We start from the raw sequence: 21,540 nt of genomic DNA, 5'->3' as shown, positions 1-21,540 counted from the left end.
TCTTATCCTTTCTGTCTTTGGGCTTGTTCCTTCTTCACCCTTACGTCGATCATGGCGTATATGGCCGCCTTCTCACGGCGGCCCATACGCTCCAGATCATGGGGGAGAATATTCAATTCATGGAGGGCATAGTAGGCATAATTCGCGCCCGGATCGCCCTCCTCCATCAGTTTTTTACTTCGTCCATCAGCTCATTCATCGACTTGTCGAAGCCGTTCAGCTCCTGGATCTTCTGAATGAGAGCCGTACATTCGCCGGGACGGAGCATTTTTTTGAGCAGCGCTTCCGCACCGATGACTCCATACGAGCTCTGCAGGGCAGCATCCTTCAGATTCGGGTAGACCACGCAGGCGGATGCGATCCGGTAGATGTACTCGTCCTGATTGGTCTCATTCATGTATTGGCCGCCCTTGACCCGCACCCGCTTGGTGGAGGCCTTCCGGAGCTCCTCATTCTCTTCCTCCGTCAGACTGCGCAGCTCCCAGGGGATGGGCTTGCCTTCCTTATCCCGGAATCGGTCCGATACCACGAACTCCTCCGTCGCTTGTACCGGCACAGCCTCCATGAAAAAGGCGCTTAAATCCTTCGCAACAACACTCATTGTTCCATCTCCTCCCAGATTCAGCCGAGAACCGGCCCACCGAATTGATCCAGAATATCCACACCGTCAAAAGTGAACGGAACGTCCTCTTCCATGACTTCCATCTCCGTGTCCAAGGCCGCCATCACCACGTTATCCAGGTTCACGTTCCTCACGACAACCGTTTGTTTCCCGATGGAGCTGGTCGGATCTTCGTTGACAATCGCAATATCGAAGTAGATGTCCTTGCCGGTCTTGATGTAATCCAGCATGATCTGGCGGAAGCGGGAGGTCACATAGTAGATGCTCATCTCCCCTTTGCCGGTCCAGCCGTTGGCCTTATGCTGCGTAGCGCGCTTGCCGAGGGTATTGATCTCCTTCTTCTTCTTCTCCGCTGTGGCCTTCAGCTTCTTCACATAGAACATTTCCTCTTGATTCCCGCCAATCGTAGCATAAGCACGGCCTTCCTTGCCGCTGATCGTGTCCCTTGCCTGAAGATATCCCATACTCATTCCAGCGTCATCCTTCCCTTATTGGACTTTAATGTTCATGTAGATTTTCTCGATGGAGTCGACGGGCTGCGCATAAGCTTCTGCGAATACGGCATCCGAATCCACCCCTTGGCTTACGGTAACGTCCTTCTGGGCATCGAAGTTCTGAATGGCTCCCCGATTCTGCAGCCCTTCCATATAGGTGATACATTCCTTCCGGAAGAGATTCCGGCCGTCTTCGTTGTTATCCACCTTGCCGATGAAATAGCGCTCGTAGGTTCTCTTCAAATCCTTCGAGATTCCGTCCAATACCCGAAGCGTCCGGTTTTTGGCAAAAGTCTTCCCCTTCGCCGGGGTGAAGCTCTTCAACGAGTTGATATCCTGCTCGACAACGGCACGTCCGTCGTTCAAGGTAAAGAGCAGCTCCCCGTTGCGCAGCGCATTGATGATCTGGCTGTTGGTGTAGCGGGGATTGACGTCAATGGCATCCTCATACGCGGTGTAGGTCAAGGACTCATCCACAGCAGCTGCGGCCGTAGCCCCGGTTACCCATGCCACCGCTTGTGCCGCCCCGAGCGTTGTACCGTCGGAGAGAAGGACCCCGTTCTTCACGCTGATGATCCCTTCGTAATCTGCCGCAGGATAATTTTCCAGGACGGCTTGGATCTTGCGGCCTTCTTCCTCTCGCAGTCGGCGTACGAAGGCGGTGAACACCGATTTCAACGTATTATCCGTCGTGCATAGACCCACGGTATCGAATTCAAACAGCTCCAAGGCCGACAAAAAGTCGGTGTAGTCCGAGTTGGTCACGGTGCCGTCCGCCCCGCCGGTCAGGGGGGCCCCTGCCGTCGCGGTCAATGCGCCCGTGCCGCTGAAGTCCACCCAGCCGTTGGGGATCAGGCCTTCGATGGCGGATACGGTTTGTACCTCCACTTGATTGTTTCCGACGAGAGTCTTCACATCAAACTTCGCTGAATCATCCACATTGACTTGGACGACCACCTTCAGATCGTTACCCCGAACACCTCCATGTTTGGCTGTGGCCGTGAGCGTCCCGACCGTAGCCTTTGCTTTGGTGCCGGTATTAAGCCGGTACACCAAAAGCGTATGGGCCCGCTTCAAGGCCTCCTTCACCAACAGAAGCTGCGGTGCCGTCAAATCGTACCCCAGAACGGTTTTGAAATCATCCGCTGCCGTTAGAGAGATGATCTTCTTGGACGTCCCCCAGCTGAGCGAGAGCGGCAGCGCCGCTACCCCGCGTTCCCCGGCACTTCCGAGGATCGCCGAATCATTGATGGTGTTGATATACACTCCGGGACGTGCCTTATTCTGACTCATAAAAGTTCCGCCTGCCATTTAGTCAACCACCTTTTCTTGGAATTCATCGATCATTCGATGGACTTGTCCGATCGTATAGCTCATTGTGTCGGACAGTAGAGCACGAAGGATGTCCTTCTGCAAGGAACCGAATTGAGCGGATTCAAGCAGCTGCTCCTTCGTAAATGCGGGTGCTTCTTGTTCAAGTGCCATGTTGTACCTCCTGATTAAGGGATTGCATCTTCATGCCCGGCGGCTTCTCCGCCAAAAAAGGAATCTGGTACGTGATGAAAAAGTGCAGCACCCCATCCATTACCTCATGTCTTAGTCCGCTGCCTCGGTACATGCGCCCTTCCCATTCCGTCACTTCCAGGGCTCCGTACAGCTGGTCCGCCACCCCGTTGCATTGCGTGCGGGGAACCAAGCTGTCCAGCGCAGGGAAGAATTGAATTTCAAACAGGGCCGTACGCTTGTAACGGTTTCCGAGCTCTTTCGCTTGACTGCCCGACTGCTCGAGAACGAACCAGCAGGGCCTGGTGAAGCTCGGCTCCACCTGCTCCACATAGACCGGCATATCGGGATACACCTCGGCCAGACGTTTCATTATCGCGCGCTTAATGACTTCCAACGCTACCACCTCAACCCTTGCTTTAAGAAATGCTCGAATTTCTTATCCATGATGCCTGGGAGCTCCCGATTCAGCTCCTCCATCGAGATCTTCAGGATCTGCTGCCGTTGATCCTCTCCATCCTCGGATGAATCTTCATTCTTCACCATGGAATGACGGATCTCCACCTGAATTCCTTCTGAAGTCCGGACCAAGCGGCCGAGCTTCCAACCATCGCGGAGATTGCCGGAGTCTGCCGGGGTTCTTGCTTTGATCTTCGCCAACAGCCGCGCCGCCAGCTCCTTGATACACCCCTCTGCGAATGAGGGGTATGCCCGAACAACCTGCCCCATACGCTTCTCCAGCCCCCGCCACTCCTCGAGATCAAAACGACCGAAAGAGCTCACGTCCTTCCCTCCTTGCCCAGCATGGGATTGTCTTCGTTCCTGTCATTCATATGGATCCACCTCCTTGCCTAATCTTCTATCTGACTCCGGTTCCGGCCGGTACCGGCCCAGTTTAACGCCATCTGGCAGGGCAACAAAAAAAGCCCGTCTGCACCATTTGGCAGCAGAGAGCTTGTACGAAATAATGGAAATATTTAGCATAGGGCATCTAACCCTTCCTCACATCACACCCATGACGACTGGCGTCTAAGGCCCGGGAGCCCACAGCGTGATCGAGTGCCACATGTGATAAGGGTACAGTTGGCGTTCACCCGGGCAACCTTGCCCTGTGAATTAACTATACCCAATAAGAACACTCGTTCGCCTATCGACTTTCCCGCGACTTACACGCATTTCACACTTGAAGGCTACCAATTCCACAGCTTCAACGTCTCTGCCACAGACCCAATCCCTTTGTTCAGCTTCCTGACGACCGTGGATTCATGGTAGCTGCTAAAATACATCACGGTATCCTTCCACCGGCTTCCCTTGATATACCGTCTATCAATAATCCGTTTGACGTCGTCATCCTGGATTAAGGAGACGGCCTTCTCCACTCCTTCGACAAGCGGCTTATATTTATCAAGAGATTCCCTCTGCTTGGGCGTCAGGCTCTCCGTACTCTGGGCCTGCAGGGCATCGACCACCCCCCGCATCGATTTGTAGCTTGCAAGAAGGTTCTTGGCCGCTTTGATCTCCAGCTCGGTCACTTTTGGGAACAGATCCGTTTGGTTATCCATGAACAAATTACAACACCCCATTCATTATTCAATCTCATCGTAAGCAAAAGCTTGTCCATCGGCAGTGGCCATGAGCCACCAGGAGTTACTCGTCAGCCAGCCGATGCGGCTGGCCGGTGATCATCTGTGCGACAGCCAACGCTATGGCCTTCCGGATTGCCTCATCCTTCAAGGGGTCCATCGGAATCAGAACACCGTTATCCTCGTAGTAAGTGCCTTTGAGTATCAGCTTAGGTCTTTCCTTGGATCTTGTCTTGGACTTGGGTCTCACACTCATCACCTTCCCCTGACAGCATATGGGAGGCGATTTACATGGGTTCCACAAAGGATAGCGTTCCTATTGAGTTTCGTTACGAAACGGTATATACTAATTATATGTTTCGATATGAAACATGTCAATACCTTCCGTTTCGTATTGAATCGTTCTCAGCATGGTTGATGATGACACGCTATAATGATAAGACAGGTGGTGAATGATCGTGATTCATAAGCGAATCGAACAATTGCGGTTAAAAAGAGGCCTTACCCATGAGGAAGTGGCAACCCGGATCGGCGTCGCCCGCCCTACCTATTCGAACTACGAAAGTGGAAAGCGGGAGCCGGATCTCAAAACCGTCGACAAATTGGCCAACCTGTTCGAAACCAATGTCGACTATCTTCTCGGTAGAACCGATGACCCATCACCCATCGGCAAGCCTGCCCATATGCCCACGGAATGGGTTCATTTATATGACCAAATCCTGGAGCTTGGATTGGAGCTCGAAGCAACCGCCATTCTAAGGACCGCCTCCGGCATGTCGAAGGAGACCTTGGAGGATGTGTTGAAGGTGCTGAAGCATATCAAGTCCGAGAAAGAAAATCCCTCTTAAGAAGGAATCCGCCTATGTATTCCACCTATACCAAGGATCTGCTTCGCCTATCGGCTATTGAGCTTCATACCGGATATCCGACTTCCCCGATATCCCTGAAGAACGTGTGCGACTATCTGGGCCTGAAGTACAGGAAGATCCAATTAAGCCCCAATACTTGCGGAATGATGCTTCGCAGCAGGGAGGGAAACTTCATCTTCATTAACGAGGAGCATTCCTACACCCGCCGCCGGTTTTCCTTAGCTCATGAGATCGGGCATTACTTCCTTGGACATGATTCGGAGGTGTCTCGGTTAAACGATGAGAACCGGTACGAAGAAGTCCAAGCCAACAGGTTCGCCTCATCGCTATTGATGCCGGACGAGCTTTTTTTCCATGTGCATCAAGAGAGCATCACCATCAAGGCCATGGCCAACTGGCTTCGTGTGTCCCCGATCTCCGTGGCCATCCGATGCATCGAGTTCGGGATCCGTGTAGTGGAAGCCGAGTTCATGCGCAGCGAGTACTACTATGCCGCGGAAGAGTATATGGCGGCTGCGGAGCCCCGAAGCCCATACAAAGTGGTCCAGCCGGCAGAAACGGCTGAACCTTATCGCTCCCCGCTGCCCCCATTAGACTCCCGGTATGAATCGGTTAGGAGACAGAATGAGGATACGTTGGACCGGTACCGCAGGATATATGGGTATGAGTAATCACTATATCCGCGAGGACCCTGTCTTCTCCGCAACAATTCGCCTCCATTCCACTCTTCAATATTAATGAATTTCTCCTCTTCCGGTTTCATATATGTAAACAATAGACCGCCCCCATGAGGTGACGGTCTTTTTTGCAGCCGATTTCCAGGCGGTGACCACACATGCGCGTAGCCATTTACATCCGTGTCTCCACGGATGAGCAGGCGACCAAGGGGAACTCCTTAACGGAACAGGCGGAGCGGCTCCCCACTTATTGCAAGGCCATGGGCTGGGACCCTCCGGTCGTGTACGAGGATGACGGGTATTCGGCTAAGGACTTGAACCGGCCGGCGATTACGAGGCTTCTGGAGGACGTGAAGCTGCGGAAGTACGATATGGTCCTGACGACCAAGATCGACCGCTTGTCGCGGCGGCTTCTGGACCTGTTGAACGTAATCGATTACATGAAAAAGTACGATTGCCACTATAATTCGGCCACGGAATCTTTCGATACCTCCACCCCGGTCGGCATGATGACCCTGCAGATTCTGGGGTCGGTGGCGGAGTTCGAACGGCAGCGGATCCGGGAGCGTGTGCGGGAGAACCATCTCTCCCTCGCCCGTCAGGGCAAGATGATCGGCAAGCCGGCCTACGGGTACGACAATGTGGACGGCGACTATGAGATCAACATCGAGGAGAGTCTCATCGTCAAGCAGATCTTCCAGTGGACGCTGGATGGGATGGGGCCCCTCTCCATTGCCAAGAAGCTGAACCAATTGGGCGTGGCCACCAAGCAGGGAGCCCAGTGGGAGGAGAAGCAGATCCGGCGGATGCTCACCTCGGAGACGTACATCGGCCACTTCGTCTATAACCGGACGGGCAGGGACAGCTCCACAGCTAAGGTATCCAGGCGCCCGCAGGAGGAATGGATCGTCACGGAGGATCATCACCCTGCCATTATCGACCAGGAGACCTATGACCGGGTCCAGGAGATCGTGCAGTCCCGCAGGCGGGATAGGCACGGCTTCCATGGCCACGACCGGTATTTGCTCAGCGGGCTAGTGTACTGCGGCCACTGCGGCCACAAAATGCACGGCCGCCAGCGGACGCGGCCCCGCAAGACCATGGACACCCGGTTCGAGATGATCTATTCCTGCTCCGGCTACAGCAAGCGGGGCGTCTGCCATTTCCACTTCATCAACCGCGATGACTTAGAGAACTTCGTCCTCTCCTCCTTGCAGGAGATCGCGCGGCAGAAGCCGGAGAAGCTCCAGCTGGTCCTGACCGAGCCGGTGCAGCAGTTATCCGAGAAGGATCTTATTATGAGCAAATTGGCCAAATTGGATACACGGATGCAAAAGCAGATCGAGGCCTACGAACGGGACGCCATCTCCATCGAGGATCTGAAGAAGGCTCGGGAGCGGATCGACAAGGAGCGTATGGAGCTCCATCAATCCCTCCAAGCCCTGAACGAGCTCCACGAGGCCGCGGAGCAGATCGGCACCCATTCGGTCATCAAGGACCGGCTGGACGACATCCTCTCCATGGACCGGGTGAAGGCCAAACAGGCGCTCGCCACGATCCTCCACAAGATCCATATCGAGAACGGCAGCGAGGTCAGTCTGGTCTTCAAAAGGCTATCCCACCCGGACATTAAGGGAAGCCAACGGACGTGACCAACGGTACAGCTTCCGCGAGGCAGGCATGCAGGAGGAATGGATGGCGACCTACCGGAATCCGATGGCGTATGCGCATTTCTTGTCGAACGGGGGGAAATCGCCATAATAAATTCATTTCTAATGGAAATGATTTAGTGTACAATGAAGATATGAAAAAAGTCACTATCGCCCAGAAAAAACCGTTTCCCAACATCCCAAAAGGAGGGCTAGGGTCCGATGAATCCAAACGGAGTGCCTTTGGAAAAAGGCTTCAATAGCTACCAAATTGCACACTTTCTTTCCAAAGATAACTTCTCCCGCCTTGAGAACATCATGTATCCCCAGAACGCTCCGGAGGGATCTCATGTTTTCTGGGAGGGTGACAAGGCCGAGAAGCTGTTTTTTGTACGCAAAGGCCAAGTGAAGATAACCAAATCTACGGAAGACGGCAAAGAACTGATCCTCTATATTCTTCAGAAGGGCGATTTCTTCGGAGAATTCGGAGGATACGGCGACATGCATTACGGCTATAACGGGGAAGCGATCAAGGACAGCGTCATCGGGGTCGTTCAGCAGAAGGACCTGGAGATTCTGATCTACCAGCACGGTGATTTCGCCGTCGAATTCATCAAGTGGATGGGATTGATGCAGCGCACCACCCAGTCCAAGTTCCGCGATCTGATGCTCTTCGGTAAGACCGGTGCATTGGCCTCCACACTCATCCGGTTGACCAATACCTGCGGTGAACCCTTGGAAGACGGCAGCATCAAGCTTGGAATCAAGCTCACCAATACCGACCTGGCCAACATGATCGGCACGACCCGCGAGAGCGTGAACCGGCTGCTCTCCACCTACAAGGACGAGGGCGTCATCAGCTACGAGCAGGGGCAGATCATCATTCACGATCTGGATTATCTGAAGGGGATCGTCAACTGTCCCAATTGCCCGCCGGAGATTTGCCGTATTTGATTCTCTCTCATACAACATTCATCCGGACCCCTGCCAGGTCCGGTTTTTTATTGAACCCGTCACGATGGAAGGGGGCGCATCGAAATCATGGGACAGCATTCGATCCACAGATGGGGGCAGCGGCTTCTGTTCAGCCGGCGATTTCGTACCGGACGAACCCTTCACAACCGGTACCGGATACTAGGCCCGCTGGGGGCCGGCACCTACGGGTTCGCCTACCTCTGCGAGGATCTGCAGGAGGGCCGGCGGGCCGTTCTGAAGGCCTCCGCCCCAACCCGCGGCGGCCGGGCAAAGGCCGTATCCGTCCGGCGTTGGGAGACGGAAGCCTTAAGCCAGCTCGACCACCCCGGCATACCGAAGCTGTACGATCTCTTCGACTGCGGAGGCACGCCCTGCTTCACTATGGAGCTTGTAGAAGGCGACAGTCTAGACGCGCTGCTCTTCCGGGAGGGCCGGCGGTTCACGGAAGAGGAGACACTCGATTTGGCGGGAAGACTGCTCCCCATCATCGGGACCGTACATGCCACCGGGTGGGTCCATCGGGACATCAGCATCGCCAATGTTATGCTGGTTGGGGATCAGGTCCGGCTCATCGATTTCGGCCTGGCCCGGCCATTCCCAACGGACACTACCTTCGGCCAGACTCCCGACGACCTGGAGCCGGATTGGCCCAGCTTCACCCGGTTGAAGCGTCAACTCCATCCCGCCGCGGACCTCTATGCGCTCGGGCACCTGCTGCTTTTCCTCCTGTACAGCACTTACAACCCCGGGGACGAAGCCGATGGCCCCTCCGACAAGTACCGTGCGCCTTCCGGCTGGGAAGAGGAGCTGACGCTTACCGAGGGCACCCGGCAGCTCCTTCGCCGTCTGCTGCTGACGGAGGAAGCCTATTCCGGCGTGCCGGAGCTTCAAGCGGATCTGGAGCGCCTCCGCCGGCCGCGGCACCAATAGAAAAGCACCGTCCTTCGATAACCGAAGGGACGGTGCTTATTTCGTGTGAGTCAGCTGCTGTAATAGCTGGAGCTTTTTTTCTTCTTATAATAGCTGTGGCCGTATTGATTGTGCGATCCGTGCCCCATGGGCCGTTTAGGATAATCATTGCTGCTTGCATGGGGATGATAAGGGGGGCTTCCGACATGGCGGCTTGTTTTCTCATGCAGCAGTCTGCTGAGCAGCTTGCGGATGATCGACATGGCATGCACCACCTCCTATTCCTTACTACGAGGTCGTGCTGCCGTTGGTTTCGTCAATCTTCCTGCGGGCGTCCCGCTTCCCCCTCTTCCTCGGCGGAAGCAATCTGAGCCTTCGACCCGGAAGCGGCGGATTCCGACCGTCCCTGCTCAATCAACCGGTAGGCGCGCTCCACTTCCTTGTCGCTTGGGGTACGGATACCCTCCAACGGATATACTTTCCCCAACTGCTCCCACTTATAGACGCCCATCCGGTGGTACGGGAGCACCTCTACCTTCTCCACACCCTCCAGGGTACCGATGAACCGGCCCAGCCCCACCAGATCCTCGTACACATCATTCACCTCCGGCACCAGCACGTGCCGGATCCACATCTTGCGGCCATGGGACGACAGCCATTGGGCGAACTTCAGGATACGGTCATTGGGCTGCCCGGTCAGGATCATGTGCTTCTCCCGGTTGATCTGCTTCAGATCCAGCAGCACCAGGTCAGCCTCATACAGCAGCTCCTGGATGTGATCGGGATCGTTGAAGCCGGAGGAGTCCAGGGCGGTATGCAGCTTCCACCGCTTATGAACCTCCTGGAACAGCTTGGCCACAAAATGCGGCTGGAGGGAAGGCTCCCCTCCCGTCACGGTCAACCCGCCTCCCGAGCCTTCATAATACGTAAGATACGGCTCGATTTCCTCCAGGACCTGTTCGACGGTCATCGGTTTCCCCGCAGAGGGATCCCAGGAGTCCGGATTGTGGCAGTACATACACTGCAGGGCACACCCCTGCATGAAGAGGACGAACCGGATGCCCGGTCCATCCACCGTACCGAAGGTTTCTAACGAATGAATTCGGCCTGTTACCGTCCGGGGGTCTGACGTTTGGACGCTGTGCATAGCTCTCCCCCTTATTTATTAGTGTGACTTATACTTTGGCGTGGAAAGTCCGGTTGATAACATCCAGCTGTTGTTCACGGGTCAGCTTGATGAAGTTGACCGCATAGCCGGACACGCGGATCGTCAGCTGCGGATAGTTCTCCGGATGCTCCATAGCGTCCAGGAGCTGCTCCCGGTCGAAGACGTTGACATTTAAGTGGTGGCCGGATTTGCCGAAATAGCCGTCCATCAGCGCCACCAGGTTGCGGGTCCGGTCCTCCGGCTCCCGGCCCAGCGCCTTCGGCACGATGGAGAACGTGTTGGAGATGCCGTCCAGCGCATGCTCGTACGGCAGCTTCGAGACGCTATTAAGCGACGCCAGCGCGCCCTTCCGATCGCGGCCGTGCATCGGGTTGGCGCCCGGGGCGAAGGGTTCTCCGGCCTTGCGGCCGTCTGGGGTCGCGCCGGTTTTTTTGCCGTAGACGACGTTGGAGGTAATGGTCAGAACAGACATGGTCGGCAGCGCGCCGCGGTATGCCTTATGCTTGCGGATCTTGCTCATGAATAGCTCCACGATCTCCACCGCCAAGCTGTCCACCCGCTCGTCGTTGTTGCCGTACTGCGGATACTCACCGTCGATCACGAAGTCGATTGCAATGCCCTTCTCGTTGCGGACAGGCTTGACCTTGGCGTACTTGATGGCGGAGAGGGAGTCGGCCACGACGGACAATCCGGCCATGCCGCAGGCCATGGTGCGAAGAATATCCTTATCGTGAAGAGCCATCTCGATCCGCTCATAGCTGTAGCGGTCATGCATATAGTGTATGACATTCAGGGTGTTCATGTACAGACGGGCCAGCCATTCCAGCACCTGGTCATACCGCTGCATCACCTCGGCATAATCCAGCGTCTCCGCTGTAATCGGAGCGAAATGCGGAGCAATTTGCATACCCAGCTTCTCATCCACACCGCCATTGATAGCGTACAGGAGAGCTTTGGCCAGATTGGCCCGCGCGCCGAAGAACTGCATCTGCTTGCCGATCCGCATGGCAGATACGCAGCAGGCGATCCCATAATCATCCCCATAATGGGGCCGCATCAGATCGTCGTTCTCATACTGGATGGAGCTGGTCTCGATGGAGACCTTGGCACAGTAATTCTTGAACGCTTGGGGCAGCTGGGTAGACCAGAGTACGGTCAGGTTCGGCTCCGGAGCCGGTCCCAGGTTGTACAGCGTATGCAGGAAGCGGAAGGAATTCTTGGTCACTCGGGTCTGCCCGTTCATGGACATGCCACCGATAGCCTCCGTCACCCAGGTCGGGTCCCCGCTGAACAGCTCGTTGTATTCCGGGGTACGCAGGAACTTGACGATCCGGAGCTTCATGATGAAGTGATCCACCAGCTCCTGCGCCTCTTCCTCCGTCAGCGTTCCTTCCTGCATATCCCGCTCGATGTAGATGTCCAGGAAGCTGGATACGCGGCCGATGCTCATGGCAGCGCCGTTCTGCTCCTTGATGGCCGCCAGATAGCCGAAGTAGGTCCACTGGATGGCTTCCGCCGCCGTACCGGCCGGCTTGGAGATGTCATAGCCGTAGGCTTTGGCCATCTTCTTCAGCTCGCCCAAGGCACGGAGCTGCTCAGAGAGCTCCTCCCGGGCGCGGATGACGTCGTCGTTCATCTCATCGACTTCCAGATTCATGAGGTCCTTCTGCTTGTAAGCCACCAGTGCATCGATGCCGTACAGCGCCACGCGGCGGTAATCGCCGATGATCCGTCCGCGGCCGTACGCATCCGGCAAACCGGTGATAATGCCCGCTTTACGAGCCGCGCGCATATCGCTGGTATACGCGTCGAAGACCCCTTGGTTATGGGTCTTGCGCACCTCGGTGAACATCTTCACGGTCTCCTCCGGAAGCTTGAAGCCGTATGCCTCGCAGGAGTCGATGACCATACGGATCCCGCCGAAGGGCTGTACGCTCCGCTTGAACGGTTCATCCGTCTGAAGTCCGACGATTTTCTCCCGCCCCTTATCCAGATACCCGGGACCATGAGAGATGATGGTCGAGATGGTGTTCACGTCCACATCGAGAACGCCTCCGTTTTCCCGCTCCCGCTTGGACAGGTCTTGGATTGTTGCCCAGAGCGACTGGGTGTTCTCCGTAGGTCCGGCCAGAAAATCCTCATTCCCCGTATAGGGGGTCAGATTCGTCTCGAGGAAGTTGGGCACATCCACCTGCTTCATCCACTTGCCGCTGCGGAAGGATCTCCACGGGCTAAGATCTCCTTGTTCATTTGCTGCAATGGGCTCTTTCACGGACATCTTCAGCACCTCCAACACTGGATAATTAGCTATAATTCTCTATTAACACTAATTCTCGTTTATATATCAAAACAATGGGGATGGCATCAACCAATCCCCATTGTCTTATTGGTGCTGCATTATCATGATGCGTAATGCGGCCCTTCTCTTATTCCGATTTACCGTAGAAGGCTTTGCGGTAAATTTCAGCAAGCTCGGTGACCAGCGGCATCCGCGGGTTCGCGGTGGTACATTGGTCCTCGAAAGCGCGGTCGGCCAGGTAGTCAACCTTAGCTTCGAACTCTTTGGCGTTGATGCCGGCTTCCAGGAATGTGCTCGGCAGGTTCAGCTTCTTGTTCAGCTCTTGGATGGCCTTGATCAGGCTGTTCACGGCTTCTTCGGTGGTGCGGGCCGGCAGTCCAAGGACACGAGCGATCTCGGCATAGCGTTGATCGGCGATGAAGTGATCGTATTTCGGGAACGAAGCGAACTTGGTCGGCTTCTGAGCGTTGTAACGAATAACGTGCGGCATCAGGATGGCGTTGGTGCGGCCGTGCGGCGTATGGAATTCCGCGCCCCACTTGTGAGCCAAGCTGTGGTTGATGCCCAGGAAGGCGTTCGAGAAGGCCATACCGGCGATGGTCGAAGCATTATGCATCTTCTCGCGGGCAATCGGGTCACCGTTGTAGGATTTCTCGATGTTTTCGAATACCAGCTGAATGGCTTTCATTGCCAGACCGTCGGTATAATCGTTAGCCATGATCGATACATAAGCCTCGATGGCGTGAGTCAGGACGTCCATACCGGTGTCGGCAACCAGGCCCTTCGGCAGGGTCAGCACGTATTCCGGGTCGATGATCGCAACGTCCGGAGTCAGCTCATAGTCAGCCAACGGATATTTGGTGTTGCCTTGGTTCTTATCGGTGATAACCGCGAAGCTGGTAACCTCCGAGCCGGTACCCGAGGTAGTCGGGATGGCGACGAATTTCGCCTTCTTGCCCAGACGAGGATACTTGTAGATCCGCTTCCGGATGTCCATGAACTTCTGCTTGATGGCGGTGAAGTCGGTATCCGGATATTCGTAGAACAACCACATGGCTTTTGCAGCGTCCATGGCCGAGCCGCCGCCGAGGGCGATGACGCAGTCCGGCTGGAAGCGTTCCATCATGGTGCGGCCGCGTTCAACGGTCTCAACGGACGGATCCGGCTCGACTTCGGAGAATACTTCAATGTAAACCGGGTTCTGACGCTTGCGGAGGTAGTATTCGACCTTCTCCACATACCCGAATTTAACCATCATCGGGTCCGTTACGATTGCAATCCGGCTGATGTCCGGCATTTTGGCCAGGTACTGAGTAGCACCTTTTTCGAAGTAGATCTTCGGCGGAATTTTGAACCATTGCATATTCACGGTACGGTATGCCACCCTTTTCACGTTGATCAGGTTCACTGCAGTAACGTTCGAAGCGGTGGAGTTGCCGCCGTAGGAACCACAGCCCAAGGTCAAGGAAGGCAGGTTTGTGTTATAGATATCGCCGATTGCGCCGTGCGTCGAAGGCGAGTTAACAATGACGCGGCCGGTTTGCAGACGGTTGGCGAAGGCGGTGATGGTGTCTTGATCGTTGGAGTGGATCGCCGAGCTGTGGCCCATGCCGCCGAAGGCTACGATCTCTGCCGCGCGCTCGATGCCTTGCTCTGCGTTCTTCACTTTGTAGCAGGCCAGGATCGGGGACAGCTTCTCAGCGGACAGCGGGAACTTCGTACCTACGCCATTGATCTCTGCGATCAGGATCTTGGTGTTGGCAGGTACGGTCAATCCGGCCATCTCTGCAATCTTGGTAGCCGGTTGGCCTACGATTACAGGGTTGACGGCACATTTCTCCAGGTTGATGGCCATCTTGGTCAGCTGCTCGATCTCTTGAGCATTCAGGAAGTAACAGCCTTGGTCGGCGAATACTTTCTTGGTTTCCTCGTAGATGGCCTCTTCGATGATAACCGCCTGCTCGGAAGCACAGATCATGCCGTTGTCGAAGGACTTGGACAGGATGATATCGTTAACGGCTTGCTTGATGTTGGCAGTTTTGTCGATGAATGCAGGCACGTTACCGGCGCCGACACCCAGTGCAGGCTTGCCGCTGCTGTATGCTGCCTTAACCATGCCGGGGCCGCCTGTTGCAAGGATCAAGGAGATGCCCGGGTGATTCATAAGGATGTTGGTCGCTTCGATGGAAGGAGTCTCGATCCATTGGATGGCGAACTCAGGAGCACCGTTAGCCTTGGCTGCTTCCAGCAGAACCTTCACGGCTGCCGAGGAGCACTTCTGTGCCGATGGGTGGAAGGCGAAGATGATCGGGTTACGGGTCTTGGCAGCGATCAAGGATTTGAACATAGCGGTGGAGGTCGGGTTGGTTACCGGAGTTACACCTGCGATGACGCCTACCGGCTCCGCTACCTTCTTGAAGTTTTCATAAGGGTTTTCCTCGATGACGCCGACGGTTTTCTCATACTTGATGCTGTGGTAAATATATTCGGTAGCGAAAATATTCTTGGTGATCTTGTCTTCATAAACGCCGCGGCCGGTTTCTTCTACGGCCATCTTAGCCAGTACCATGTGCTGATCCAGGCCGGCCAGTGCCATCTCCTGAACAATCTTGTCGATCTGCTCCTGATCAAGCTTCATATATTCTTGGTAAGCTTGCTTCGCGCGCTGTACCAGAAGATCCACTTGCTCTTGGGCCGTCATTTGCTCTTTCAGTTTGGTTTCTTTAACCGCCATGATTTCCGCCTCCTAGGAACTTTTCTAAAATAATAGTAATGCTTGCCAAATCCCAACACCTATGACTTAGATCACACCAACTAGCTTATTTTCTCCCCGCGGACTGTGAAGTATTTCTCGTTTTTACGTGAATTATTTCACAACCGCCTTATTGATTCTGATTATAGCTAATTCTGTATCATTCGTAAAGAGCTTACAAACGCTTACATTAAAAAGACTCTATTTAGACAATTGATTGCGTTTACATAATCCTGGTTAAATAAAATATGACGAAAGTGTGATTGCAACTACGAACATTCGCAGGATATGCCGCATATGGTCTACCATCAATGCCGGTTTCTTCTAGTTTATTCCATGCCAATCCTCAAATCAAGCGTGAAAAAGCGAACGTTGTCTAAATGGTGAACAACTTTTCCAGTTGTTTTTCAAAGGGAACTATGCTGTTCCATTTTCATAGTTTCTCCTCTGACAAGACCAATCGCCCCAATCTGTATCATAGAAATACACACCTCTGTTACCATGTTCTACAACAAGCCGAAAATTACGTCAAGATGCCGTGTTCTTTGTCTGACTGTCCGTTCCATATTCCTTTCTGTACTACTGTAAATTGCTGTCCTGCTACATCTTTCAGCTTCCCATTTTCCGATGTAGGCCATCCCGTTTCATCTTCCCCTGGCCGGTTGTCTTATCCGGCTGTTGCCGCAGATGAAGAGCCTGTTATGACGAAAAAAAAGCTCCCGCCGGAGTAGGCGGAAGCTTCTTATCTTAGTACGTAACGATCGGCGGGGAGCCGGGGACCGGATTGTTGATCATATCCATCGTCGGGATGGTGTACGCGATCAGGATCAGGACCACCAGGATGCCGATCCATACGCCCCAGCGCTCGAACAGACGCGGTGTAGGTGCGGCCGCATCGATGGCTTCGGCGATGGGGAATTCGGTCTCGCCCTTCGGTGCGGTCAAGAGGGCGATGACATTGAAGATCATCAGGAGTACAGCGACGAACAGGATGGTGCCGCCGATGGCCATCACCACGTGGTACGGCATCCACAGCACGGCGTCCGGATGGTCTTGGTATGTGGTGTACGCGGTACGGCGCGGCGAACCGAACAAGCCTACGGTGTGCATGGAGCCTGACATGAAGAACATGCCGACCATCCACAGGATGGTCTGGGTGATCCCGAGCTTATGCATGCGGGGAGTCAGCTGGCGTCCCAATACGGAAGGAATCAGCCAGTAGGTGACGCCGAAGAAGGTCAGTGCAACGGTGGATGCGACGGTCAGATGGAAGTGTCCGGTTACCCACAGCGTGTTGTGTACGACGGCGTTCATCTGGTTGGAGGCGTTGATAATGCCGCCTGCACCCGCCGGAATGAAGATCAGCATGCCCATGAAGGGAGCGAAGAAACGAACGTCGCCCCAAGGCATTTTCTTCACCCAGCCGAACAAGCCCTTGGCACCCAGCTCTCTGCCGCGAATCTCGAAGGTGGCGAACATGGAGAAGGCGGTCATCAGGGAAGGGATGACGACCATGAAGGTCAGGACAACCTGCAGGTACTTCCAGAACGGCGTGATCCCCGGCTCCATCAACTGATGGTGGAAGCCGACCGGAATGGAGAACAGCAGGAACAAGAGGAAGGACAAGCGGGCCAGCGCATCGCTGAAGTACTTGCCGCCGATGACCTTCGGAATGACCACATACCAGCAGATGTAAGCCGGCAGCAGCCAGAAGTAAACCAGCGGGTGTCCGAAGTACCAGAACAATGTCCGGCTCAAGAGGACGTTAATGCGGTCCACCCAGCCGAAGGACCACGGAATCAGCTGAACAAGCACCTCTGCTGCCACGCCCAGCGTCGCCACCAGCCACAGCAGCATGGTGATGACGCCCATAAAGGTGAACAGCGGGGACATCTGCCCCGGATGCTTCTTCTTCCAATACCGGAGATTATAGAAGAGCCCGAAGCCGGAGAGCCAGCTGCCGACCACAATCAGGGTCAGGGCCACATAGAACCAAGGGCTGGCCGCCATCGGTGCATAGAAGGTGTACAGGACAGTTGCTTTGTTCAGGAGGATCAGCACGGTGCCGACGGCGGTGCCGACAGTCATGAGGAGGAAGCCCGCCCAGGTTAAGGAACGGGTGATCGGAAGCAGCTTGCCTCCCATGGTTTTGGAGGAGCCCCCGATGATGAACCCGATGATGAAATAGGTGGTGAAGATGATCGCCATCAGGACACCGTGCGCCGTCAACAGCTGGTAATAGCCGATGCCGAACGGCAGCTTGAAGTTCCCCCCGCGGACCAAGCCTTGCAGCAAGCCTGCAACGCCGCCGATCAGAAGGGCGGTAAAGGCGACGATCAAGTGGGCTATGACGATCGCCGCATCCCTGCGGTCGATGGAGCCTTTTTGGGCGGTCGATACCATGGTTGTGTTGCACCCTCTCTCTGATATTTACTTGACGATGATCTTGGTGGCCATCTGCTCATGGGCCAGACCGCAATATTCGTTGCATAGAAGGAGGAATTCCCCCGTCTTGTCGAAGGTATGGGTAATGTGGTTGACTTCACCCGGAACGGCCATGATGTTCACGGTGGTGCCGATGATGTTGAAGCCGTGTACCACGTCGGTGCTGGTCACATAAAAATGAACCGTCGCACCCTTCGGAATCTCCATGTTAGCCGGGGAATAGCCGAAGGCGAAGGACAGCATATAGGCGTTGTATTCATTGTCCCCGATCTTGAGCAGACCGGGCTTGTTGAACGGCTCCTGCTGGGCGACCGTCGTCGGGTCGACGGCGCCGTAGCCGTGGCTGTCCGGAGTAGAGAAGCCCATGGCGAATGCGCCGACACCCAATACGGCCAGGAAGACGATCAGCATGCTGATGCCGATGGTCAGCCAGATTTTCTCTAAGCGATGGATATGCATGGATGGATCCCCTTTCTTTTCTTCAGGACCGGAAGGTCGAGGTTAACTGCGGGCGATGAACAGGACAAACACGGCAAGCCACGTCAGAGCCAGGAACCCGCCCAGCAGCAGCACGGCCACGAAAGTGCCCTTCAGGGATTCTTCTTCATGCTTATCGTTCCCGTTTTTCAGTTCTTTCGGTTCTGCTTTCCGTATGGAATCAGCCATTTTACAAAAGCCTCCTCTCGGATCTGGTTGGTCAGATAGGTGTTTCAAGAGAAAAAAGACTCGCAAATAAGAATCTTTCTCAAAAGACACGTTATGGCTACATTCTATACATAGGGTGATACATCAAACTATGATATATGTCACTTTCGAGTCGGACAAAATATTACAAATCTGCGAACGTTCAACCGGACGTCACCATTCGGCCACAAAAAAAACGCCGCGAATCGACGCGGCGCTTGGATCCCTATGTATGTACAAGACCGGGTTCCTCCCGTCTATTCTGCGGCTCTGCGGCGCCGGAGCAGGGGCTCCGAAGAGGCATCCGCATCCCCTCCATGCTTGCGGGACACAGGGAGTCTAACCACTTCTCCGGGCTGATTAACGGGTGCTGGAGCGGGGGCAGCCGGCACCCCCGCCAGCAGATCGATCAGTGCCTTCCGGTCCACCAGCCGCAGCCCCCTGCCGGATGCTTCCCGTACGGCCTGGGGGGTTAGACTGACGTTCGTGACCAGCCAGTGCTCCAAGCGTCTCTTGGACCCGGTGGACTCCGATTGTAGCTTGGCTGAAGCCGCTGCTATGTATTCCTTGCTAAGTTTACGGCGGCCGGCATGAAGGGCGGCCACGGCTTCCCTGCCGTTGACGGAGGTCAAGCGGAAGAGCATTCCGTGCGGGATCATCCCTTGGTCCGAGAGAGGTTTCGGTGCAGAGACGTTCCAGCCCTGGAGGCGGTACACCTCCTGCATATAGAGTGCAAACTCCTCCTGGCCCAGCTGGTCCACCCGGTCGATCCTGGAATTGCTGAGCTTGACCTCCTGCTGGATTCGGTAGAAGGTGATGGAGATCCGGCCCAGCAGCATCAGGATGATCCCCGAAAGGAATAGGTTCAGCCAAGGCTCTCCAACGCTGGCATTCAGATGCTTGAATATGGTGGCATTGGAGATCAGAAGCACCAGTGCGCCCAGCATCCAGGACACATCCAGCTCCAGCCCCCGGGATCTCGATTTTCTCTCTGTCGGCATTCGTGTTTCCCCCTAATGTGTTTCCGTTTCATGCAGATCTTTGTCGTTTTTGCTTTCATTATAGCATATGCAGGAAGGATCTGACCCTAAGCCAAAAAGACCCTTTCTTGCCGGAAATCCGGGTCGAAAGGGTCTGTAAGCATATCCATTGGTTACAAATTTTTGAAGGCAGCCTTAGGGTCGACGGCTTCCTTGATCTGGCCCGATTCCTTCAGCCAGTCGGTGACGGATTTCCAGGAGGCCTCAGACTGGGTGCCGAATGTCTCTTTGCCCGCGTCCATAAGCGGCAGCAGAATCTGAAGGCTCTTCTTCTCCACCTCCGGATCCAGCGGAAATTCCTTGTTCTCCTGCGCCAGCAGGTTCTTCAGGGATTCATCCGGATTCTTAACCGTGTACTCCTGTCCCTTGACCGCTGCTTCCCAGAACTTCTTGAACAGGTCCTGTTTCTTCTTCAGCCCGTCCTCACTGGCGGCCAGAATCAGCTCGTAGTAATCCGGCACACCGAACTTGGAGGGATCGAAGGCGGTCAGCTTGGCGCCCTCCTTCTCGATCAGCAGCTTCTCATGGTTGATGTAGCCGCCGATGATGCCGTCCACCTTCTTGGTCGTCATGGCGGGGATCAGGTCCCAGCCGATGTCCGTGAACTTGACCTTGCCCGGATCGCCGCCGTCCGCCGCCACCATACTCTTCACGATCGCTTCATCGTAGGGAATGGACGGGTAGCCGATATTTTTGCCCTCCAGATCCTTCGGACGCTTGATGCCGCTGGAATCCAAGGTCATCAGCTGGTTCAGCGGATGGCGCACCACCGCCGCAACGGAGACCACCGGAATCTTCTCCGATCTGGAGATGGCCAGTACGGTCTGGTAGCTTAGGGCCAGGTCCGCCTTGCCGGCCGCCAGCAGCTTGATGGCGTCATCGGTACCCGCCGGGGTTTCGAGCTTCACCTTGAGCCCCGCTTCCTTAAAATAGCCCTGTTTCTCTGCTGCAAACAGGAACGTATGCACCGCATTCGGGTACCAATCCAGCAGGACCGTCAGCTCCTGCTCCTTCTCCCCCGAAGCGGAATCCTTGCCGCCGCAGCCTGCGGCGGTTAGTGCGAGCATGCCGGCCAGTGTGACGGCCAGCCCTTTTTTGAACCCTCTGAACATTGGAATCTCTCTCCCTCTCATCGCTTATTCTTCTCTATAGCGTGGACCGACGTCCCCGCTCCAGGACCTTCTTCTCCAGCAAACGGGCGGCTAGAAACAGAAGGATTCCCATGACGGACAACAGCAGCACTCCTGCGAACACCGCATCCGCCCGCAGCATGCCCGACGAACGCTTCGTATACATGCCCAGCCCGGATTCCGCCCCGAGCCATTCCCCGATGGTCGCGCCTCCGATGCTGAAGGTGGCCGCCACCTTCAGACCCGTGAAGAAGGCCGGAAGTGCGGACGGGACCTTCAGCTTCAGGAAGATCTGGCGCCGTCCGGCTCCCATGGTTCGCATGAGCTCCAGGGTGGCCGCATCGGTCTGCCTGAAGCCATCCACCGTATTGACGGTGATGGGGAAGAAGGTGAACAGGACTACGACCGCCACCTTGCTCCAGATGGAGTAGCCGAACCACATGACCATGATGGGTGACAGCGCCACGATGGGGATGGTCTGGGAGGCGATCACCAGCGGGTAGAGGACCCGCCGGGCCAGGCTCGAGCCCTCCACCCACACCGCCAAGAGAACGCCGAACACGAGGGAGACCGCCAGCCCCAGCAGAGCCTCCTGCAGCGTATACAGCGCATGCTTCCCCAGCAGCCCCCGCGTCTTCCACATGGAGAGGAAGACGTCTGACAGCTTCGGAATGATGTAATGCGGCAGCTCCAACCATCGTGCGGACAGCTCCCACATGGCTGCCAGCAGCAGCAGGAACA

The 21,540-nt window shown here is 55.4% G+C and carries 24 protein-coding genes; 5 read left to right on the top strand and 19 right to left on the bottom strand.

Annotated features, from left to right (window positions below):
* Positions 1-2: 2 nt before the first annotated feature.
* The 9 genes from ACSEXW_RS21305 to ACSEXW_RS21265 all read right to left on the bottom strand — a co-directional run bounded on the left by ACSEXW_RS21305 (position 3) and on the right by ACSEXW_RS21265 (position 4,458).
* Positions 3-167, bottom strand: a complete 165-nt coding sequence (locus ACSEXW_RS21305) for a hypothetical protein (RefSeq protein WP_438448191.1) — start codon at positions 165-167, stop codon at positions 3-5.
* Positions 167-601 (bottom strand): phage tail assembly chaperone, encoded by a 435-nt coding sequence (locus tag ACSEXW_RS21300; RefSeq protein WP_438448190.1) that lies wholly within the window; start codon positions 599-601, stop codon positions 167-169. Before ACSEXW_RS21300 ends, ACSEXW_RS21305 begins: the two co-directional genes overlap by 1 nt.
* Positions 602-621: 20 nt before the next feature.
* Positions 622-1,086, bottom strand: a complete 465-nt coding sequence (locus ACSEXW_RS21295; RefSeq protein ID WP_438448259.1) for a phage tail tube protein — start codon at positions 1,084-1,086, stop codon at positions 622-624.
* A gap of 24 nt (positions 1,087-1,110) precedes the next feature.
* Complete coding sequence (locus ACSEXW_RS21290) at positions 1,111-2,409, bottom strand: phage tail sheath family protein (protein WP_438448189.1); 1,299 nt, start codon at positions 2,407-2,409, stop codon at positions 1,111-1,113.
* Positions 2,410-2,427: 18 nt separating this feature from the next.
* Entirely contained in the window at positions 2,428-2,601 is a 174-nt protein-coding gene (locus ACSEXW_RS21285; protein WP_438448188.1) for a hypothetical protein, read from the bottom strand.
* A complete protein-coding gene (locus tag ACSEXW_RS21280) occupies positions 2,591-3,016 on the bottom strand; it encodes a phage tail terminator family protein (RefSeq protein WP_438448187.1) in 426 nt (141 codons plus the stop codon). Before ACSEXW_RS21280 ends, ACSEXW_RS21285 begins: the two co-directional genes overlap by 11 nt.
* A 2-nt stretch (positions 3,017-3,018) precedes the next feature.
* The gene (locus ACSEXW_RS21275) at positions 3,019-3,402 is read right to left on the bottom strand and encodes an HK97 gp10 family phage protein (RefSeq protein WP_438448186.1); all 384 of its coding nucleotides are present in this window, start codon (positions 3,400-3,402) and stop codon (positions 3,019-3,021) included.
* A 407-nt stretch (positions 3,403-3,809) separates the two neighbouring features.
* Entirely contained in the window at positions 3,810-4,181 is a 372-nt protein-coding gene (locus tag ACSEXW_RS21270; protein ID WP_438448185.1) for a hypothetical protein, read from the bottom strand.
* A gap of 85 nt (positions 4,182-4,266) precedes the next feature.
* Complete coding sequence (locus ACSEXW_RS21265) at positions 4,267-4,458, bottom strand: hypothetical protein (protein ID WP_438448184.1); 192 nt, start codon at positions 4,456-4,458, stop codon at positions 4,267-4,269.
* A gap of 202 nt (positions 4,459-4,660) precedes the next feature.
* Here ACSEXW_RS21265 and ACSEXW_RS21260 point away from each other — a divergent pair, with 202 nt between their 5' ends.
* From ACSEXW_RS21260 to ACSEXW_RS21240, 5 genes are all read left to right on the top strand, one after another.
* Positions 4,661-5,050, top strand: a complete 390-nt coding sequence (locus ACSEXW_RS21260) for a helix-turn-helix domain-containing protein (protein ID WP_438448183.1) — start codon at positions 4,661-4,663, stop codon at positions 5,048-5,050.
* 14 nt (positions 5,051-5,064) lie between these two features.
* The gene (locus tag ACSEXW_RS21255) at positions 5,065-5,742 is read left to right on the top strand and encodes an ImmA/IrrE family metallo-endopeptidase (RefSeq protein WP_438448182.1); all 678 of its coding nucleotides are present in this window, start codon (positions 5,065-5,067) and stop codon (positions 5,740-5,742) included.
* 164 nt (positions 5,743-5,906) lie between these two features.
* The gene (locus ACSEXW_RS21250) at positions 5,907-7,400 is read left to right on the top strand and encodes a recombinase family protein (protein WP_438448181.1); all 1,494 of its coding nucleotides are present in this window, start codon (positions 5,907-5,909) and stop codon (positions 7,398-7,400) included.
* Between the two features lie 219 nt (positions 7,401-7,619).
* Complete coding sequence (locus tag ACSEXW_RS21245; protein WP_438448180.1) at positions 7,620-8,351, top strand: Crp/Fnr family transcriptional regulator; 732 nt, start codon at positions 7,620-7,622, stop codon at positions 8,349-8,351.
* Between the two features lie 87 nt (positions 8,352-8,438).
* Positions 8,439-9,302: a serine/threonine protein kinase gene (locus ACSEXW_RS21240; RefSeq protein ID WP_438448179.1), complete on the top strand. Its 864-nt coding sequence runs from the start codon at positions 8,439-8,441 to the stop codon at positions 9,300-9,302.
* Positions 9,303-9,352: 50 nt separating this feature from the next.
* On the opposite strand, the gene ACSEXW_RS21235 is transcribed toward ACSEXW_RS21240, so the two are convergent.
* The 10 genes from ACSEXW_RS21235 to ACSEXW_RS21190 form a co-directional block, all read right to left on the bottom strand.
* A complete protein-coding gene (locus tag ACSEXW_RS21235) occupies positions 9,353-9,544 on the bottom strand; it encodes a hypothetical protein (RefSeq protein WP_438448178.1) in 192 nt (63 codons plus the stop codon).
* Between the two features lie 53 nt (positions 9,545-9,597).
* Positions 9,598-10,428 (bottom strand): pyruvate formate-lyase-activating protein, encoded by an 831-nt coding sequence (pflA, locus tag ACSEXW_RS21230; RefSeq protein WP_438448177.1) that lies wholly within the window; start codon positions 10,426-10,428, stop codon positions 9,598-9,600.
* 28 nt (positions 10,429-10,456) lie between these two features.
* The gene (gene pflB / locus ACSEXW_RS21225) at positions 10,457-12,727 is read right to left on the bottom strand and encodes a formate C-acetyltransferase (RefSeq protein ID WP_438448176.1); all 2,271 of its coding nucleotides are present in this window, start codon (positions 12,725-12,727) and stop codon (positions 10,457-10,459) included.
* A 148-nt stretch (positions 12,728-12,875) separates the two neighbouring features.
* Entirely contained in the window at positions 12,876-15,482 is a 2,607-nt protein-coding gene (adhE, locus tag ACSEXW_RS21220) for a bifunctional acetaldehyde-CoA/alcohol dehydrogenase (protein ID WP_438448175.1), read from the bottom strand.
* Positions 15,483-16,247: 765 nt separating this feature from the next.
* Entirely contained in the window at positions 16,248-17,903 is a 1,656-nt protein-coding gene (locus tag ACSEXW_RS21215; protein ID WP_438448174.1) for a b(o/a)3-type cytochrome-c oxidase subunit 1, read from the bottom strand.
* Positions 17,904-17,930: 27 nt separating this feature from the next.
* Entirely contained in the window at positions 17,931-18,404 is a 474-nt protein-coding gene (locus tag ACSEXW_RS21210; protein WP_438448173.1) for a cytochrome c oxidase subunit II, read from the bottom strand.
* A 42-nt stretch (positions 18,405-18,446) separates the two neighbouring features.
* Entirely contained in the window at positions 18,447-18,611 is a 165-nt protein-coding gene (locus ACSEXW_RS21205; RefSeq protein WP_438448172.1) for a cytochrome c oxidase subunit 2A, read from the bottom strand.
* 275 nt (positions 18,612-18,886) lie between these two features.
* Positions 18,887-19,630 carry a restriction endonuclease gene (locus tag ACSEXW_RS21200; protein ID WP_438448171.1) on the bottom strand — a complete coding sequence of 248 codons (744 nt, stop codon included), beginning with the start codon at positions 19,628-19,630 and terminating at the stop codon, positions 18,887-18,889.
* A 152-nt stretch (positions 19,631-19,782) separates the two neighbouring features.
* A complete protein-coding gene (locus ACSEXW_RS21195; RefSeq protein WP_438448170.1) occupies positions 19,783-20,781 on the bottom strand; it encodes an ABC transporter substrate-binding protein in 999 nt (332 codons plus the stop codon).
* Positions 20,782-20,815: 34 nt separating this feature from the next.
* Positions 20,816-21,517, bottom strand: coding sequence for an ABC transporter permease (locus tag ACSEXW_RS21190; RefSeq protein ID WP_438448258.1), 702 nt, complete (start codon positions 21,515-21,517; stop codon positions 20,816-20,818).
* Between the last annotated feature and the right edge of the window lie 23 nt (positions 21,518-21,540).

The organism is Oryzibacillus soli, from assembly GCF_051594765.1.
Taxonomy (GTDB): Bacteria; Bacillota; Bacilli; order Paenibacillales; family NBRC-103111; genus Paenibacillus_AR.
The sequence above is the reverse complement of the archived record's forward strand: the minus strand, read 5'-3'. Positions and strand labels throughout refer to the sequence as shown.